Source organism: Coleofasciculus sp. D1-CHI-01, from assembly GCF_040218875.1.
Taxonomy (GTDB): Bacteria; Cyanobacteriota; Cyanobacteriia; order Cyanobacteriales; family Coleofasciculaceae; genus Coleofasciculus.
In genome coordinates, this window is the sequence record NZ_JAVJQP010000007.1 from 1 (window position 1) to 16,730 (window position 16,730).

A 16,730-nucleotide genomic window follows, 5' to 3' on the forward strand; every position below is an offset into this window, starting at 1 on the left:
TCCTTGCTACGCAAGAATCATGGAGATTAAAAAAAGCAATTCTAATAAAACAGGCTTTTGATTCTGTTAGAGCCTTTGCTACTTAAGGGTTTAAGCTCATTTAAATTGCTAATTTGCCATAACCAGTCTAAGAGAGCCAGACTGTTAAAGATCATTCGCGAAAATCAGGACTGAAAGAGCAAGATATTCAAAGGGGTATAGAAACTTTAGAAAAAACGACCCACGATCCTTGGCAACTCTGCTGTGGTCACGATATTATTTGTATCTTATCGATAGGATTGAGCAAAGTGTGGGGGTCATGGAATACCAACGAGGTTAAACCCGATACTCTGGAGAGAGAATTACGACTTGCTTACGAGGAGTCTTATTTCCGCAGCACTCAACTCTATCAATCAATTCAGCAGTGGGAAGTCAAGAATAAACCTTACCAGCTTTTGTCGCTGGGAAATTAAACTTAGCAACTTTGGGTGAATGTAAATGAATGAAACAAAAAAGCGATCGCGTTTATGGCAGAATCTGAGATAGAGTGTTAACCGATATTCATGACTCGACTAAAAACACCAGTTCCAACTGATACCTGGGTCGTCGCAACCTGGGATGAATATATACAGACGATTGATAATCTGGCTTATCCAAAAGCCAAATGCTACTACCACAATGGAAAACTAAGAATTGAAATGACTCCTCTGGGATATGATCATGCTAGTGATCATACGGTGATTATCTTCGCCGTTAACCTTTTTGCCGCCATAAAAGGTATTCCTCTGCATGGACTTGATAACTGTACCTATAGGAAAACAGGCTTTGATGATGCTCAACCTGATGTATCTTACTATATTGGGGATAACGCTGATGTGATTCCATGGGGAACGTCTATTATCCAACTTGATAGCTATCCATCCCCCAATTTAGTTATTGAAGTTGCCAATACCTCACTCGCAGATGATCAAGGCGAAAAACGGCTACTTTATGAGGATTTAAATGTTAATGAATACTGGATTGTCAACGTAAAGACTGCCACAATTATGGCTTTTTCCATCGAGAATGGTGGGAGTCGGCGGATTCGCGAGTCTCAGGTTCTCCCGGGTTTAGCGATTTCGGTATTACAAGAAGCGTTGCAGCGTACACGTCAGATGAATCAATCTCAAGTTTGTGCTTGGTTGTTAACCCAATTTCAACGATGAGGATGAGGTTGCTGAATCAGTATTGTGGTGAGGCGAGGGAACAAGAAAAAGTTAGGGATATCACACAATCGCGCAAAATTTGCCAAACTAGAGATATTCCTTTCGCTTGGGAGTAAGCGGTAATGTGGCTGGCGGGATTGTTTGTTTTTGGCGGCTGGATGATATCCTTGTGCTTGCACGAGTTTGGTCATGCTGTTGTCGCCTACTTCGGTGGCGATACCTCGGTTAAGGATAAAGGCTACTTGACGCTTAATCCCCTCAACTATACTGACCCAGGTTTGAGTCTGCTAATGCCGATGATATTCTTGGTGATGGGGGGAATTGCCCTTCCCGGTGGGGCGGTTTATATTGACCATAGTAAATTACGCGATCGCAGATGGGATAGTGCAGTCTCGGCGGCTGGTCCGTTTGCCAATGCCGTGGTGACGGTGGCGTTGGCGATTCCGTTTTGGTTGGATTGGGTTACGGTATCACCTGATGATTGGTTAGGACAAAGTTTAGCCTTTCTCATTTTCCTACAAATTTTTGCCGTTGTTATCAATTTATTGCCTATTCCCCCGCTGGATGGATATGGAATTATCCGCCCTTGGTTACCCCAATCGCTTCAGCAACGACTGAGTAAATTAGGTCGATATAGCTTTTGGTTTATTTTTGGCGTGTTATGGTTTGTACCTGCCGCAAGTCGAGAACTGTTTCTGTTTATTTATCGAATTGCTTTAAGTCTTAAGATTCCTCCTGAAGCGATTCAGTTAGGCAGTGTCTTGTTTAGACAACCCGCAACCAAGCTGGCATTAATTGTCGGATTTATCGGCTTTGTCTGGCTGATTAAACAAAAGGGAAATAAAACCCCAAATGCCGCAGATTTGCAGTGGTTTACCCAAGGAAATAAACTCCTGAAAAATCAGCAATACGAAGACGCGATCGCGGCTTACGATAAAGCGATTCATATCAATCCCAATTTATATCAATTGTGGTATAATAGAGGGCTTTGCTTGGCAGAGTTGCATCAATTCAAAGAGGCAATTACTTCCTACCAGAAAGCCATTAAAATTAAACCGGACTTTTATCAGGCTTGGAATTCTCTAGGTAACGCCTTTTATCACTCAAACCAGTATACCGAGGCGATTACTGCCTACGACCACGCCCTGCAACTCGAACCGAACTTGGCTGATACTTGGTATAATAGAGCCTGTTGTCGTGCGTTGCAAGGTTATGTTGACCTGGCGATTGACAGTTTAAAACAGGCAATTGAGATTAATCCCAATTTCCGCAAACAAGCGAAAACTGATGCTGATTTTGAATCGATTCGGAATAGTTGGCGTTTTCCTGAGATTTTGCCGCACTGATAATCAATAACAAGTGATTCTGTGGTGGGCAAAAATAAGCAATGATACTAAGTAGGTGGGGACAATTAAAGTTAACGGCGGAGATCGTCATTCGTCATTCGTCATTCGTAAGGGTTTGAGGAACATTCACATAACTTAACATAGTTCGGTTTATTTCCACCAACCTACTTATCAGGGTTTTAAATGTTATAAATTTTGCCCACCCTACGTCTAAATTATAAAATTAATTTTCTTAAGCTGTCACACATTTAAAATAGAAATGGGTAGCGAGCAAGATGCTCAATACAGTGAGTAAGATGCAAAGCCTGCGGCATGGCTTCGCTAAACACACTACGACAAGGATTTCGTCCTTATTGACATTAAGGTTTCAATGCCAAATAGCTTAACAAATAACATAAAACGAAGGACAAATGACATAAGATGAATCAACTTTCCCAGCAATTACCCTTAGTGCTTTTAGTCGCCACGACGCTGGCAATACCAGCAACGGCTGATATTCATCCGGCACAAGCGGAAACCTGCGTGGCTGCCAGCAGTTGCAGACAAGAATCCGTCAAATTTGTACCGGGTCAACGGATTACTGTTGAGGTAGCGAATTTAACCTCTAGTGTGATCAAACTTCAACAAGTTGATGTTACAGATCCTTTACCTGTGAGTCCCGGACAGGTTCTCTCTTTTGTCCGAGGCGGGAATACTAACCCGAATTTTTCGGCGGTGCTTTGGGATACCCAAGGATTACCCTTAAACGTGAATATCCGTAAACCTGAAGCCAGAGTCTTACGAATTGAAGTATTGCCCAGTGGTCGTTCTCCAGGGGTTCGCGCTGTTTATCTGCAAGATGACGGTCGAGTAGAAGTGATGTAAGGTGTTAGGTGTTGGGTGCATTCATTGATTATGAACAACTATCCTTGTTATTCTGCTCAACTTCTGCCTCGTATTCGCCATACTCCAAATCATTGGTTTGGTAATCACGATAGTCAGGAGATATCTGTTGTTCCGGCTACTAATGCCGCGAAAACTAATCCGTCTCCAGCGTCGCCTGTTACCACTACTCTAGATCCGTTGTTATCGCAACGGATTTTAATCACAACTGAGTGATCGGAGTGATCGAGTTTAAGAAGTGTAAATTATTCAGATCCCACGCTTCAAAGACGTGGGTTTTTGTGTTAATAGTTCATGGCGCATGGTTCATGGGTTTTGAACAATCAATGATAAACCCTGAACCAAGTGGCTTGAATCAATCCAGGTCAATTGAGGGATTAAGCTGGTGCATGATACTCAAAGGAAAGCCAAATTACGTCATGTAACATCAAATAACATCAAAGCTGATTAATGTTTTGTTATCTAAATTTGCTATTATATACAATTACGTTTAGAGTGACATCTGTCTTTTGACGGGTAAACATTAAATTAAATTTTTTCCGATTCTTCCCCGAAATTTTTACATTTAATAAGTAAGCTGATCAACGTCGGGTGGAGAAATAACCATGAATAACTGTCCTTGTTGTTCGTCTCAGTTACTAGCTCACGTTCGTGACAAGCATATTTATTGGTTTTGCTCTCGTTGTCGCCAAGATATGCCTGTTAAAGCTAGTAATAGAAACCCTTTTCACAAAGAGTTTTCTTTTGTAAATCCCTTAAGTGACATTTTGTCACAGAAAGTTTTAACACCAGCCGATTAAGTTGGTAAAAGGGCGCATGTCGGTCTTATGTCTTATGGGTCAACTTAAGCCACAACCCCCTCACCCCCAGCCCCTCTCCCAACCCCCCTCGTTCCCCCCTACCCCCCTCGTTCCCCCCTACAAGAGGGGGGAGGACAGAGGATGCTTCGCTTTTATGGCAGGGGAGAGGGGAGCAAGAAAGGTGTTATATTCCAGACATAGGCAGCTACATCTTTTATCATTAATCATTCCGGTTCCCCTTCTCCCTTGATGGGAGAAGGGGTTAGGGGATGAGGGTGAAACGCTTGTCAGTATTAGTTCTCACCTTAAGTTGACAGGGGCGCACGTCGGTGCGCCCCTAAGATTTTTCAAACAGATTGCGAATATATCCCCACCGTTTACCTATCTGAATGGGGGCTAATCCATCACTAAAAGACCTGACTTGATCAAATTCCGGTGAAATGACCCGATCGCCCTTTTTATTGATATACCCCCAAAACGATCCAATTTTGACGGCGGCTAATTCCTGGGAAAAGGGTTGCGCCGCATCAAATTGTGGCTCAATAACCAATTCTCCAGTAGGATTAATATAGCCCCAGCGATCGCGTAATTGAACCGGAGCAAATCCTTGGGCAAATAAACCCGCCGCGTCAAAGTTCGCTGGAATAACCAGTTGACCCGTTGAGTCACAATATCCGTATTTACCTGCGAGTTGTACCGCCGCTAATCCTTCGGAGAACAAGTCCGCCTGATCAAACTGAGTCGGAATTACCCATTGACCAATTTTATCGATATAACCCCATTGATCTTCAACCTTCACCGCCGCTAACCCTTCACTGAACCGAGTCGCCTGATCAAACTGGGGGAAAATTACGGATTGACCGGATAAATCGATATACCCATACCGACTACCAATTTTTACTCGCGCTAATCCTTCGGCAAATTGATCCGCCTGATCAAAGTCTAAACGAGTGATCAAGTGTCCGGTTTTGTCAATATAGCCCCACTTGTACCCCATTCGCACTCGCGCCCGTTCCTCCTGAAACGAATCCAGCCAATCAAATTCAGGCTGAGTAACGAGATTCCCAAAGCGGTCAATATAACGATATTCAGCCCCAACGCGGCGATGGGTAAACCCTTGTGCCTTCACTTGTGCAGTATTGAAAGGAACCGATTGGGCATAGACGTGCGATCGCAAGGCTTTGGCTAAGGTATCATTATCCTGGCGCAAGCCCTCATAGAAAAATAACACCTCCCCGGCTAAACCGCGATCGCGATTGTACTCAATTGCCTGTACCAAATCCTGGGAACTGATGCGATACGACCCACTTTTAATCAGGATTCCGGGCATCACCGTAGACAATTGTACCGGGTTTAATTGGTCATTCACCAACCGATCAACAAGCTGTTTATAACTAGCAAAATCCCGGCGATAAAATTGGGGATGTATCATATCCACCAATCCCTGATCCGCCCACGCTTGGTTATCCTGTAAATACTCCTGTAATCCCCAAGGATAAGGACTCGGCGCGATAGAAATTACCAGTTCTGGATTAATCGTCACTACCTGTCGGTATAGACGAGTCAGAAAATCAGTTAGCAAATCTGCCCGCCATTGTAACCATTGGGCGTCTTTTGGGTTTTTAGGCGGTTCCTGGTTAAACTGTTGAATATAACGTTGTACTGTTTGCTGATCATACCCCCCTTCAGATGGCAGGGCGGGTAAGCGGTCATCTCCCTGAATTCCAGCAATATCGTAATTTCTAATAACTTCCAGGATAAGTCCCATAACAAAATCCTGCACCTGGGGATCAAACGCATTTAGCCATTCAAAGTTATTTTTTGTTAGTAAATTCCCTTGGCTATCCCGCGCCGCCCAATCGGGTTTTTGGGCAAGTATGCGTCCACCTTTTTTGTTATAGGAACTGGCAAAGCCATATTCAAACCACGGAATTACGGCTAATCCCACGTTCTTCGCCGCTTGAATCAGTTCAGCCAGAGGATCTCGCCCAGTAAAGCGCGGATCAATTTCCAGTCCCATGGTATCTCGCATCAGGCGACTGGGATAAAGCGTCGCCCCATTATTCCAAACCACCGGAAAAACGACATTAAATCCAGTGTTGGCGAGGAAATCCATCGCCTCAGCCATATTGTTTTGGGAGTTAAAGACTTGGCTATCGGTAGTCGTTAGCCAAACGCCTCGGATTTCTGGTGAGGAGAATTGATTTCGGGCGTTTGTAGTCAGCGCTTTAGCGCTTCTGGCACTAAAGTGTCTACTACGAACCCAGGGTGAGGAGAATTGATTTCGGGCGTTTGTAGTCAGCGCTTTAGCGCTTCTGGCACTAAAGTGCCTACTACGAAGCCAGCTTAAGTCAACGCCATTTTGCTGCAATCTTACTAATGCAATTCCTTCGGAAAAGGGTTCGGCTTCATCCAGTTGCGGATCAACAACAAATGTCCCAGCTTGATCAATATATCCCCATTTATGTCCCAGTTTGACCCTCGCCCGTCCTTGGGTAAAGGAATCCGCCTCATCGAATAATGGTTCAATGGCGATAATATCCCAACCCGGAATATAGTGTCGGGGAACGCCAGGAAGTTTTAACGCCTGACTAATCAGTGCAGCCACTTCGCCTCGTGTCGCATTGCGATTCGGGTGTAGGCGTCTGACATCCGGATAGTTAACGACTAAAAACTTATCGGTTGCGGTTGCGATCGCGTCCCGTGCATAATTGGGAATAACTGTCGCATCATCGTAGTATTGCTGAAGAATTGGGTTAGGATTAGGGTCACGGTCATACTGTAACCCACTCACCAATGCCACCAACGCTTGCACACGGGGAATCGGTTGATTGGGGCGAAAGGTTCCATTCGGATAACCGGAGAAAAATCCGGCACGAGTAACAGTTTGAATCGCGGAATTTGCCCAGTGATTGGCGGGTACATCGCGAAAGTTGATCGCATCGCGCACTGGGGTAGCCTGGGGAAAAGCTTTATTTAAAATCGCCGCAAATTCAGCCCGGGTAACGGAGTTATTGGGGCGAAAGCTACCATCTGGATAACCACTGATAATTTGGCGGTTAAAAAGCTGGTGAATTGAGTCTTTTGCCCAATGGGTTTGGGTATCGGCAAAGCGGGAATCGGTGGAGATCGTCATTTGTCATTTGTCATTTGTCATTTGTTATACTCGCTTTTGCAAGAAGAAAGCTACGTCATTTGTGAATTATTCCCACTGTAGTGTTAAGGTATTATCGGGGTTCAATTTTACGCGATCGCGAACGGCACGTTACACCAATGTTAAACTCAATCTAAGATAAAGAAAGTCGCGATCGCAATCCTGGTTCATGTCATTTACCTATTCTCCCGAAAACCTACCCTTTCAACGCCTGCGCGATGTGCGTGCGGCGCTGCTGCAACTGCATAAAGCCCTTCTCCACTCGGAACGCGATAGGTATGAACGATTTCATGGGCGTATTCGTTCAAAAGGGGAGTTTTTCCAACTGGTTGTTCAAGATGAATGGTTTAGTTGGTTACGCCCTTTCTCTCAATTTATTGTTCAGATTGATGAAGCCTTGAGTGCCAAAGAACCGATAACGTTCCATCAGGCAAATGAACTTTTAGATGAAGCCCGTTCGCTGGTTTCTCCGGATGAAACGGGAACTAATCGAGAGCAACGTTACTATCAAGCAATTCAACGTGATCCAAATATTGCCCTGATGCATGCTGATGTGTCAAGATTGCTTTCTAGGAGTAAGCGTTAACAGTTAGCAGTGAACAGTTAACAGTTAGCAGTTATCAAAAATCTCCAATACTTTGAGAAATCCCCCTCCCTAACTCTGCCCTTGTCAAGGGGAGGGAACTCTCGTCAACCTTCAGATCCTTCTGTTCCCTGTTCCCTATTTCCTATTCCCTTTACAACTTGTCTTGATAATAAATTTGGATTAAGTTTTCCAATTTCTCGTCAGGACAACATTCAATCAATGCTTCAAATACTTCTAGCAATTTGGCACCACTTTCTCCTAAAGTTGGACTCAATCCCCAAACATCCTGTACCCAGTCTTGAGGACGTTCATCGTCAAATACTAAACGTTCTAGCAGTTGCTTGGCTTCGGTTTTGGAAATCGGTTCTTTATCATTTATCATGGATAATTAGTCATTCGGTACTTATAGTTGGAGACAGTTCCGCAAAAATGGAAAGGAGTTTAACCCCTCAATTATTGGTCAAGTGTTTCCATTTGATAACGAATAGCTGCAATTCCTTGCTCATTTCCTAATTCTTCAAAAATAGTCAAGGCATCTTGATAAGACGTTTGCGCCATTGCTTCTTTGCCTTGTTGACTGTAGATTATCCCCATATTGTATAAAGCTAGAGCTTGCAACTCAGGGATATTTTCAGCGTTGAAAATACCTAAGGCTTGCTGGTGAAAGTCTAAAGCTGGGGCATATTCTTTTAAGTTTTGATGGGATAATCCCAAGTAATACAGAACCTCTCCTTCTAAGATGTTTTCGTCCAATTCCTGATAAATGCTTAACGATTCTTTAAGGGAATCGATCGCTTGCTCATTTTGCTCTTGAGCGAAATAAACTTTGCCAATATTACCCAATACAATGCCTTCACTGCGGCGATTATCCACTTCTCGGAAAAGTGCCAGTGACTTTTGGTGCAGATCCAGTGCTTGAGAATATTGTTCTAGACTTGAATAGACTGAACCCATATAATCGAGGATGATCGCTTCTTGGTAAGGATCATCGAAGGTTTTTGCTAGGCTTAAGGCTTGTTCGTAAGCGTTTAGTGCATCATCATACTGTTGACGATTCTCATAAATTAGACCAATTTGGGTCAGAGCTATGGTTTCTTCTGCAGGGGCTTCGACTTGCTTAAATAGGTTTGATGCTTCCTCTAGTCGATTTAACGCCTCCTGCATTTGACCTTGCTGATACAGATCAATTCCTTCCTCTAGCAACTGTTGGGCTGCACTAAGCTGATCTTCAGCGGTTTGGGCTTGTACCTGGGTTGATAGAGATAGCGATAGATTAGGGGATAGGGAAATCGGCGATAGTAATGTTAACAGCAGCGTCGCTGTCGCCAAGCTGAGGGAGTGAAGTCGGTGGGGTAAGGATAAATAGGTCATGAGGCTAAAATCGTAGTTTACAGGATCGAGCAGATGACACCACAAAAAAGCAGAAGGCAGAAGCAGCAAGCAAAATTTCCAGCTACAGTCTCACCAACCACCTTGGGTTTTAACCCAAGTAACCAAAAGCTTAAGTCGTCTATAGACGACTACATAAGAGTTTTATATTCTATTTTAATAGAAACCCCTTTTTTGCCCTGGCGAGGACGAAGTCGCAGCTACACAAACTTGCGTCCGCCTGCGCGGACTAGCTTATATAGCACTACGCAGACACGTTAGGACAAAAGAAGAAAAATTTAAATCGCTTGACCCTGAGCGACTTGTACCGAGCGACTTGTACCGAGCGAAGTCGAGGTAAGTCGAGGTAAGTCGAGGTAAGTCGAAGGGTCAATCCCTTGTCAGGTAAGCTTTTTTCTTCAAAGAAAGCCCATTGCCTATTTCCTATTGCCTCTCCCCACCACAAGACTTATTCAGCAGCCCCTAATTCTAGAGATTGAAGCCAAAGGGAGGCAGGATGTGTTCAATATCTGATCCTAAACGAATCGTGACGCCAAACGTCTCTTGGCATGTTCCCACTACACTGGTGAAGAAATCGGAACTATTCGCATCTAACTCTTGTTCGACTAAAATCTCTGTTTGGTCACTAATCTCTAATGTTAGACCCTCTGGGAAACCCGTTGGCGAATCCGTGCCTAAAATTATCAGTAATGCCCATTCGGGGAGGGTTGCAGATAAGAGGGGCCAGGTTATGGCATATAAGCGCAGGGGGATGTCTGCCACCTGGAGATTGCGATACGCTCCCTTGGCTTGAGGTGGAATTTGGACATTATTGTACTCCAGTTGTTGCACGATCGCATCCAATTCGGCGGTAGGCGATCGCATGGCGGTAGCGGGGGTTAAACTAGGCAGAAGTTGCCAGGAGAGTTCTTGGGCGAGTTCGTCTAGTTCATCCTGTAACCAGCGTCCCACATTAATTACGTTTCGGGTGATACGGCTGAGTACATCAGATAAGTAGTTCTGGAGAGTGGATTGGCTTTGAGGATCGGTTTGCAGTTGATACAGCCAGGTGCGTAACTCAGAACGGGTGAGTACGAGGGTGGCTTGTTCCCAGGTTAAGACGTGCCAGAGTTGAGACGCCGGAGACTGGAGTTGGGGGAGTTTGATTTCCAGTTGCGATCGCTTATGGGCAAGTTGCTGGCGGCGATCACTGGGAATGGGGGGGAGGGGTATGGCGCTGGGGGTTAAACAGCGTAATTCTAAGAGGAGGTGACTAGGTTCTGGATCAAAGGCATCAAGGGGGAATGAATACGTCCAATCCTCCTCAGGGGTTAATCCTAGAGTATCCCGGTGTTCGATTAGCTGAGGATAGGAAATAAACCCTTTAACCACGGCGGTTTCCTCTTCCTCTTGTACGTCTACGATGACGTAGAAATGGGGGATGAATTCGGGGAGATCGACAACGGTTCGGGGTAAGGATACTTGATCATCGGTTAGGCTACCTTGGGCAATTAGACAGAGGTTAAACCCATTTACGTTAAGATGACAAACCGCTTCGATAAGATTCGTTGTCGCAGAGTCGAACAGGGACGTGCGATCGCGATTTACAGTTAATTCAGAACTCCGTTCGGCTAACCATGACTCAAAGCCAAATAAGGCTAAAGCATTGAGATAAGTTTGCCATTGGCGTTCTTCGTTAGCAATGGGTTGGGCGAGGTGAACGGCTTGTTCAATCGCATCGTCAGAGAGGTGGATGGTTTCAATGGCGAAAGCGTCACCATCAAGCCCGGGTTGAGTGGTTGAGTAGAAAGTCATGATATATTACTCCTGTTATCTAGATAATGGCAGAGTCTTTTAGCAAAGAGGCTGCGGGTTTTTTGATGGCGTTCATGGGTAGCCGTACTCGCTTCTGTCGCCGCGTCTTCGATCACCTTCGTGACTTGTTCTGCGATCGCCTCTTGAATTTGGTGATGAACGGTTTGCAGGCGTTGGACATCGGTATAGCGTTGGGCTTTCTCCAGAATGCGATCGCTTAAGTAAACCAGTAATTCTCGTTGAATATCAGCGCGAAGGACCTTCAGTTTTAGTAGACGGCTAATTTGAAATTGTCCTTTATAGTTAAAGTTTCGGGCAATATCGGACATGGATTGTCCTTGACAGTGAAACAGATGCAACGCGGTGAGAAACTGTTGGGCTTTTTGGGAATCTCGGCGCTGTAACTTCCGAGTGCGATCGCCTGTGATTTGGGCGATGGCGGTATCTAAACCTTTAATAAACTGTTGGCGATAGGCGGTTAAAAATTCGCTTTGTTCATCGGGTGTGGGTTGAGAATAAGGGATATCTAGGGGTTCATTTGGGGTTGTATCCCAGGGTTCTGTTTTTGGCGTCCCGCCGCGTACATAAATTCGGTACTCACGCAGTCGAGAGGCGATGAGTTGCAGTTGGCGCAGCAGGGGTTCTGGGCGTAGGGGAGGGGAGAGGCGTTGCGCCATTTGTTGTAGTTGTTCGGGGGTGGGAGGGTGACATTTTCCTTTAACTCCAGCGAGACGTTGTTTTAGGCGTTGACTGCGGTAGACGGCGTGATAAGCGTCGAGAAGTTGTTGGGCGCGTTGGATTTCCGATGGGGTTAAGTGGTGAAACTCGGTGAAAATCCGGTGGAGTTGTTTGGGTTTGGTATCATTTAAGATTGCCCAATCACTGACTAAATAAATCCCATGTTCGAGTAAGAATTGATTCAGGGGTTTATGGTGTTTCACCCGACGGCTTGTCCAGGTGGCGAGGCTGCTTTGTTCGGGGTCAAAACTGTGTAAGATTTCATCGAGGAAGGATTGGTAGGTGGGAGAATGGCGGCGAGGTTTACCGATTTCTTCGTCTAAGACAAAGGGTAATAAATCGTTACTGGTAAAGCCATGTTCCGCACCAAACCGACTGGCTAACCCCCGACAAACAGCGTCAATTTGCTGTGACATAAAGCATTTGAGACAAAGTTGAGCCATACTACTCTGATTAATCTCTGCTCCCCCAGCTTCCCCAGCTTCCCCAGCTTCCCCAGCTCCCCCAGCTCCCCCAGATTCCTGCATCCAGTACCAGAGTTGACGTTGAACCTGGGTATCCGAGACTTGAGTCTCTGGGGTAAAATCAGGGAATGATTCCAGGAAAAATGCCTTAGCTGCGGTAATTTCCCGGATTTGGCGTCTCCCGGCTGCATCAATCGCGATCGCACTCCAATATCGGGAAGCTGTGTTAGTCGGGATTCTTACGGCGCTCAAATGGTTGCTCATCACTCGTGTATCAGGGGCTACGTGGGCGGGGGTATCGTCTCAAGGGTTGTACCTCCATAGTTTAAGATTGATTGGCGAGAATCAAGGGGTGTTCAGTCGGATCTAACTCTGAGCGGCTGGAACTTATGCAGAACAATTTTCGTAGAGCCATCCAGGTAGGTAGGTAGGTAGGTAAATTTCACAAACCCTTTTTTTGCTTTGGCGACTAGAAGTCGCAGCTACACAAACAAAGTCCGCCTGCGCGGACTAGCTTATAAAGGGGGTGGCTAACCCGGATTTGGTATGAATTGTGTAGGGGCGGGTTTCACAACTATCTTTTCGGTTGTAACCCGATGTAACTAAACCCGCCCCGATTCAGCTTTTTAGACTTTGAGTAAATATGCCATGAAAGTAAAACTAACACCTGAAGTACAAATTACAATTCCTGCCCCCATTCGCCAAAAACTCGGACTTCAAGAAGGAGATGAAATATTAATTCTCCTAGAAGGAAATGATCTAAAATTGCGAATTATTAAGCCTAAGCGACTTAGTGAATTTTACGGTGCATTACCTGCAACTGTTCCTTGTCCCGGTAAAGATGCAATTCATCAGAGTGTCGCGGAAACACTTGCCTAAAAAACTTAGATTTAAAACTTAAATGGATGAAGGAGAAGCCGAAACGATTTCTCTGGCAATGAAACTTAATAATGTTATTCTTATTCTCGACGATAAAAAAGCACGTCGCGTTGCTAAACAAATTGGATTAAAAGTAATTGGCACAGTGGGGATGCTTTTATCCCAAATCTGAGGAACGCTACCCCCGTTATAACCTAGTCCGCGCAGGCGGACTTTGTTTGTGTAGCAGCGATTTTAATCGCCTCTTCAAAAGGCTAGGTGGCTGGGAAGATGAACTATAGCTAGCCTGAATAAGTTGTGCAATACGGTGTACGATACACTGTACGACTGAATCAGATAATAGGAGAAGACAACGATGAAAAAATATGTTTGTACCGTTTGCAACTACGAATATGATCCCGAAAAAGGTGATCCCGATGGCGGTATCGAACCCGGAACCGCTTTTGAGGATATCCCTGATGACTGGGTATGTCCCGTCTGTGGGGCGGCTAAATCGGATTTTGAACCCTTAGAATAATCATAACCCTGAGTAATGCAAGCACCTTGTCTCTTAAAATTGTCGTTATCGGTGGGGGTGCGGCTGGTTTTTTCGGCGCGATCGCATCTGCATCCGCTCATCCTCACACCCAAGTCATCCTGCTGGAAGCCTCGAAAACGCCTTTAACTAAGGTGCGGATTTCTGGTGGGGGGCGCTGTAATGTCACCCATGCGTGTTTTGACCCCGCCCTTTTGGTACAAGCCTATCCCAGGGGGGGGAAAGCCTTGCGCTCGGCGTTTACGCGGTTTCAACCCAAAGACACAATCGCCTGGTTTGAGGCGCAGGGGGTACACCTGAAAACCGAAGCGGATGGGCGGATGTTTCCGGTTACGGATACGTCGCAAACCATTGTGGATTGTCTCATCCACGCGACTATAAGCGCAGGGGTTCAGATTCGCACCGCGACTCCGGTTAAATCCATTCGCCTCACCTCTGGGTTTCAACTCCAGTTAAAAACCGGGGAAATAATCGAGTGCGATCGCGTGCTTTTGGCGACAGGGAGTAATCCCCTTGGCTATCGCTTTGCCAAGAATTTGGGTCATACTATCCAACCCCCGGTTCCTTCTTTATTTACGTTTACGATATCAGACCCACGCTTACAGGATTTAGCTGGAGTTAGTGTAAATGATGTTCATATAAAACTACCAGAAGCCGGGAAAACTGTCAAGGAACAAACCGGACCCTTACTGATTACCCATTGGGGATTAAGTGGTCCAGTCGTCCTCAAATTGTCGGCTTGGGCGGCTCGATTTTTTCATGATTGTCACTACCAAACTCCCTTAGTGATTAATTGGCTTCCTCAATATACTCAAGACTATCTACGCCAGCTATTACTATCGGTTAAATCTCAACTTCCGCACCGTCATATCAGCACAAGTTGCCCGATTCCGATTCCGAAACGGTTATGGCAGAGTTTAATTAGCTATGTTGGTATTGACCAAAATCGGCGCTGGGCAGAACTCTCGAAAAAAGCCCTGAATCAATTGATACAAGAACTGAATCAGGGGCATTATTTGATTCAAGCGAAGGGTGTTTTTAAGGAAGAATTTGTTACCTGTGGCGGGATCAATTTAAAAGAGGTGAACTTTAAAACCATGGAAAGTCGCTGCTGTCCGGGACTTTACTTTGCGGGTGAAATCCTGGATGTTGATGGAATTACGGGCGGATTTAATTTTCAGAATGCTTGGACAACGGCTTGGTTAGCGGGTCAAGCAATGGGCAAAATGTAGGGGCGGGTTTAGGCATAATTGTAGGGGCGGGTTTAGGCACAATTGTAGGGGCGGGTTTAGGCACAATTGTAGGGGCGGGTTTAGGAACTAAATTAGATATTTACCGATAACTGAACAACAAAGATTGCAATGCTTGTGTCCCTCAAGGTTTGCAAGCACTAATGTTTAGAAAAAAAACGCTATAATAGGTAATCTATGTCTTCAAACTTGTGAGGATAGAAGTATGTATAAAATCCTAATAGTTTCTGCCCTAACTTTGATAACATTTGCCGGGAATGCCGTCAATGGCATAGCCCAGACATCCCCGCGATCGCCTGCATCATCTCCAGAAATAGATCCCGGATATTACATTGACCTGAATCGAGCGAAAAATCTAGCCCGACAAGCGGCTGAACGGATTAATGGTGGATTGAGGCAATATCGGGCTGAAGCGGCGATGCATGGTCCGGTACAAGATGCACCTTATACAGAGAACGACGATAATACCATAACATTTACCTTTAAAGGACGCCCTCCCGGTGCGAATGTGTTCACGGTAGAAACCAGCGTCACTGTAAATCAAACCAATGGCAGGGTAACGGTTAACTATAATAGACCGATTAGCAATTAATTGAATCCTTTGCTAAAAACGTCCATGGCTGAACCATGAACCATGAACGATTAACGATGAACCCTGACGACGATGAAATTTAGTGAACTGGTAGAAAAACTTCATATAGACACCGATCGCACGAGTCTATTAGCTAATCCAGAGTGTGATCCAGAGGTTCAGGGGATCGCCCCCATTGACCAAGCCACCCGCAGTACGATCAGCTATATTGAGGGGGCGAAGTTTGCCGCTAGGGTGAAAACCACTGAGGCGAGGGCGTTAATTTTACCCCTGGATGACGGGTTACAACGACAAGCCACAGAACGCGGTATTGCTTGGATTGGTGCATCGGAACCCCGACTATTATTTGCCCGTGCGATCGCGCTTTTCTATCAACCCTGGAAACCTGCACCGTCCATTCATTCTAGCGCTGTGATTCACCCAGAGGCGCAGGTAGGGGAGGGGGTTTATATTGGGGCGCATGTAGTAATTCAGGCGAGGGTGAGGATTGGTAATGGGGTTTGTATTCATCCGAATGTGGTGATTTATCCCGATGTGCAAATTGGCGATCGCACCATTTTACACGCTAACTGTACCATTCATGAACGTAGCCAAATTGGGGCAGATTGTGTGATTCATAGCGGTGCGGTAATTGGGGCGGAAGGGTTTGGTTTTGTCGCCACTAAAGAGGGGTGGTTCAAGATGGAACAATCAGGATATACGGTTTTAGAAAATGGGGTGGAAGTGGGATGTAATACGGCAATTGACCGTCCCGCCGTTGGAGAAACTCGGATTGGTGGTCATACTAAAATCGATAACTTAGTCCAAATTGGTCATGGGTGTCAAGTGGGAGGTGCTTGTGCGATCGCGGCGCAAGTTGGCTTGGCTGGGGGTGTGAACGTCGGGAATCGGGTAATTCTCGCCGGACAAGTCGGGATTGCTAATCAAGCTAAGATTGGAGACGACGCGATCGTCTCGGCAAAATCGGGGATTCATAATAATGTCGAAGCTGGGGCGATTGTCTCGGGTATTCCCGCTGTTCCCCATAAATTATTTTTGAAAGTATCCGCGATTTATAATCGGTTACCGGAAATGTATCAGACGTTAAAGGAATTAAAGAAAAACCAAGCGTGATAAGTAGTCATATCATGTCCTAAC

General features: G+C 45.4%; 18 protein-coding genes. 13 read left to right on the top strand and 5 right to left on the bottom strand.

Going from position 1 to position 16,730, the window contains the following annotated elements:
• The first annotated feature begins 287 nt into the window (after positions 1–287).
• From RIB93_RS00960 to RIB93_RS00980, 5 genes are all read left to right on the top strand, one after another.
• Positions 288–452 carry a hypothetical protein gene (locus RIB93_RS00960; protein WP_446369415.1) on the top strand — a complete coding sequence of 55 codons (165 nt, stop codon included), beginning with the start codon at positions 288–290 and terminating at the stop codon, positions 450–452.
• A 90-nt stretch (positions 453–542) separates the two neighbouring features.
• A complete protein-coding gene (locus RIB93_RS00965) occupies positions 543–1,184 on the top strand; it encodes a Uma2 family endonuclease (RefSeq protein ID WP_446369417.1) in 642 nt (213 codons plus the stop codon).
• Positions 1,185–1,306: 122 nt separating this feature from the next.
• Positions 1,307–2,530, top strand: a complete 1,224-nt coding sequence (locus RIB93_RS00970) for a tetratricopeptide repeat protein (RefSeq protein WP_446369419.1) — start codon at positions 1,307–1,309, stop codon at positions 2,528–2,530.
• A gap of 420 nt (positions 2,531–2,950) precedes the next feature.
• Positions 2,951–3,394, top strand: a complete 444-nt coding sequence (locus RIB93_RS00975; protein WP_446369421.1) for a hypothetical protein — start codon at positions 2,951–2,953, stop codon at positions 3,392–3,394.
• Positions 3,395–3,424: 30 nt separating this feature from the next.
• On the top strand, positions 3,425–3,628 hold the full coding sequence (locus RIB93_RS00980) for a hypothetical protein (RefSeq protein WP_446369423.1): 204 nt from the start codon (positions 3,425–3,427) through the stop codon (positions 3,626–3,628).
• Positions 3,629–4,549: 921 nt separating this feature from the next.
• Here RIB93_RS00980 and RIB93_RS00985 read toward each other — a convergent pair.
• Positions 4,550–7,348 (bottom strand): WG repeat-containing protein, encoded by a 2,799-nt coding sequence (locus RIB93_RS00985; RefSeq protein WP_446369425.1) that lies wholly within the window; start codon positions 7,346–7,348, stop codon positions 4,550–4,552.
• 187 nt (positions 7,349–7,535) lie between these two features.
• Between RIB93_RS00985 and RIB93_RS00990 the strand changes: the two genes are divergently transcribed.
• Positions 7,536–7,952: a hypothetical protein gene (locus tag RIB93_RS00990; protein ID WP_446369427.1), complete on the top strand. Its 417-nt coding sequence runs from the start codon at positions 7,536–7,538 to the stop codon at positions 7,950–7,952.
• Between the two features lie 151 nt (positions 7,953–8,103).
• Here the strand turns inward: RIB93_RS00990 and RIB93_RS00995 are convergent, their stop codons facing one another.
• The 4 genes from RIB93_RS00995 to RIB93_RS01010 form a co-directional block, all read right to left on the bottom strand.
• On the bottom strand, positions 8,104–8,334 hold the full coding sequence (locus RIB93_RS00995) for a hypothetical protein (RefSeq protein WP_446369429.1): 231 nt from the start codon (positions 8,332–8,334) through the stop codon (positions 8,104–8,106).
• Positions 8,335–8,405: 71 nt separating this feature from the next.
• The gene (locus RIB93_RS01000) at positions 8,406–9,323 is read right to left on the bottom strand and encodes a tetratricopeptide repeat protein (RefSeq protein WP_446369431.1); all 918 of its coding nucleotides are present in this window, start codon (positions 9,321–9,323) and stop codon (positions 8,406–8,408) included.
• 486 nt (positions 9,324–9,809) lie between these two features.
• Positions 9,810–11,135, bottom strand: a complete 1,326-nt coding sequence (locus tag RIB93_RS01005; RefSeq protein WP_446369433.1) for a DUF1822 family protein — start codon at positions 11,133–11,135, stop codon at positions 9,810–9,812.
• Positions 11,132–12,601: a hypothetical protein gene (locus RIB93_RS01010; RefSeq protein ID WP_446369435.1), complete on the bottom strand. Its 1,470-nt coding sequence runs from the start codon at positions 12,599–12,601 to the stop codon at positions 11,132–11,134. The genes RIB93_RS01005 and RIB93_RS01010 overlap by 4 nt, the downstream gene beginning before the upstream one ends.
• A gap of 384 nt (positions 12,602–12,985) precedes the next feature.
• On the opposite strand from RIB93_RS01010, the gene RIB93_RS01015 reads away from it, so the two are divergent.
• The 7 genes from RIB93_RS01015 to lpxD all read left to right on the top strand — a co-directional run bounded on the left by RIB93_RS01015 (position 12,986) and on the right by lpxD (position 16,706).
• A complete protein-coding gene (locus RIB93_RS01015) occupies positions 12,986–13,216 on the top strand; it encodes an AbrB/MazE/SpoVT family DNA-binding domain-containing protein (RefSeq protein WP_446369437.1) in 231 nt (76 codons plus the stop codon).
• Between the two features lie 22 nt (positions 13,217–13,238).
• The gene (locus RIB93_RS01020) at positions 13,239–13,388 is read left to right on the top strand and encodes a hypothetical protein (RefSeq protein ID WP_198016406.1); all 150 of its coding nucleotides are present in this window, start codon (positions 13,239–13,241) and stop codon (positions 13,386–13,388) included.
• A 183-nt stretch (positions 13,389–13,571) separates the two neighbouring features.
• Complete coding sequence (rd, locus tag RIB93_RS01025) at positions 13,572–13,733, top strand: rubredoxin (RefSeq protein ID WP_006099872.1); 162 nt, start codon at positions 13,572–13,574, stop codon at positions 13,731–13,733.
• Between the two features lie 26 nt (positions 13,734–13,759).
• On the top strand, positions 13,760–14,983 hold the full coding sequence (locus tag RIB93_RS01030) for an NAD(P)/FAD-dependent oxidoreductase (protein ID WP_446369439.1): 1,224 nt from the start codon (positions 13,760–13,762) through the stop codon (positions 14,981–14,983).
• A complete protein-coding gene (locus tag RIB93_RS01035; protein ID WP_446369441.1) occupies positions 14,950–15,093 on the top strand; it encodes a hypothetical protein in 144 nt (47 codons plus the stop codon). The genes RIB93_RS01030 and RIB93_RS01035 overlap by 34 nt, the downstream gene beginning before the upstream one ends.
• Positions 15,094–15,206: 113 nt before the next feature.
• Positions 15,207–15,593, top strand: a complete 387-nt coding sequence (locus tag RIB93_RS01040) for a hypothetical protein (protein ID WP_446369443.1) — start codon at positions 15,207–15,209, stop codon at positions 15,591–15,593.
• Between the two features lie 72 nt (positions 15,594–15,665).
• On the top strand, positions 15,666–16,706 hold the full coding sequence (gene lpxD / locus RIB93_RS01045) for a UDP-3-O-(3-hydroxymyristoyl)glucosamine N-acyltransferase (RefSeq protein ID WP_446369445.1): 1,041 nt from the start codon (positions 15,666–15,668) through the stop codon (positions 16,704–16,706).
• Positions 16,707–16,730: the final 24 nt, after the last annotated feature.

What these genes read in the sequence shown, in the direction of transcription:
- RIB93_RS00965 (WP_446369417.1), top strand. Translation starts at nt 543, where the DNA reads ATGACTCGACTAAAAACACCAGTTCCAACTGATACCTGGGTCGTCGCA.
- RIB93_RS00970 (WP_446369419.1), top strand. Translation starts at nt 1,307, where the DNA reads ATGTGGCTGGCGGGATTGTTTGTTTTTGGCGGCTGGATGATATCCTTG.
- RIB93_RS00975 (WP_446369421.1), top strand. Translation starts at nt 2,951, where the DNA reads ATGAATCAACTTTCCCAGCAATTACCCTTAGTGCTTTTAGTCGCCACG.
- RIB93_RS00980 (WP_446369423.1), top strand. Translation starts at nt 3,425, where the DNA reads ATGAACAACTATCCTTGTTATTCTGCTCAACTTCTGCCTCGTATTCGC.
- RIB93_RS00985 (WP_446369425.1), bottom strand. Translation starts at nt 7,348, where the DNA reads ATGACGATCTCCACCGATTCCCGCTTTGCCGATACCCAAACCCATTGG.
- RIB93_RS00990 (WP_446369427.1), top strand. Translation starts at nt 7,536, where the DNA reads ATGTCATTTACCTATTCTCCCGAAAACCTACCCTTTCAACGCCTGCGC.
- RIB93_RS00995 (WP_446369429.1), bottom strand. Translation starts at nt 8,334, where the DNA reads ATGATAAATGATAAAGAACCGATTTCCAAAACCGAAGCCAAGCAACTG.
- RIB93_RS01000 (WP_446369431.1), bottom strand. Translation starts at nt 9,323, where the DNA reads ATGACCTATTTATCCTTACCCCACCGACTTCACTCCCTCAGCTTGGCG.
- RIB93_RS01005 (WP_446369433.1), bottom strand. Translation starts at nt 11,135, where the DNA reads ATGACTTTCTACTCAACCACTCAACCCGGGCTTGATGGTGACGCTTTC.
- RIB93_RS01010 (WP_446369435.1), bottom strand. Translation starts at nt 12,601, where the DNA reads ATGAGCAACCATTTGAGCGCCGTAAGAATCCCGACTAACACAGCTTCC.
- RIB93_RS01015 (WP_446369437.1), top strand. Translation starts at nt 12,986, where the DNA reads ATGAAAGTAAAACTAACACCTGAAGTACAAATTACAATTCCTGCCCCC.
- RIB93_RS01020 (WP_198016406.1), top strand. Translation starts at nt 13,239, where the DNA reads ATGGATGAAGGAGAAGCCGAAACGATTTCTCTGGCAATGAAACTTAAT.
- rd (WP_006099872.1), top strand. Translation starts at nt 13,572, where the DNA reads ATGAAAAAATATGTTTGTACCGTTTGCAACTACGAATATGATCCCGAA.
- RIB93_RS01040 (WP_446369443.1), top strand. Translation starts at nt 15,207, where the DNA reads ATGTATAAAATCCTAATAGTTTCTGCCCTAACTTTGATAACATTTGCC.
- lpxD (WP_446369445.1), top strand. Translation starts at nt 15,666, where the DNA reads ATGAAATTTAGTGAACTGGTAGAAAAACTTCATATAGACACCGATCGC.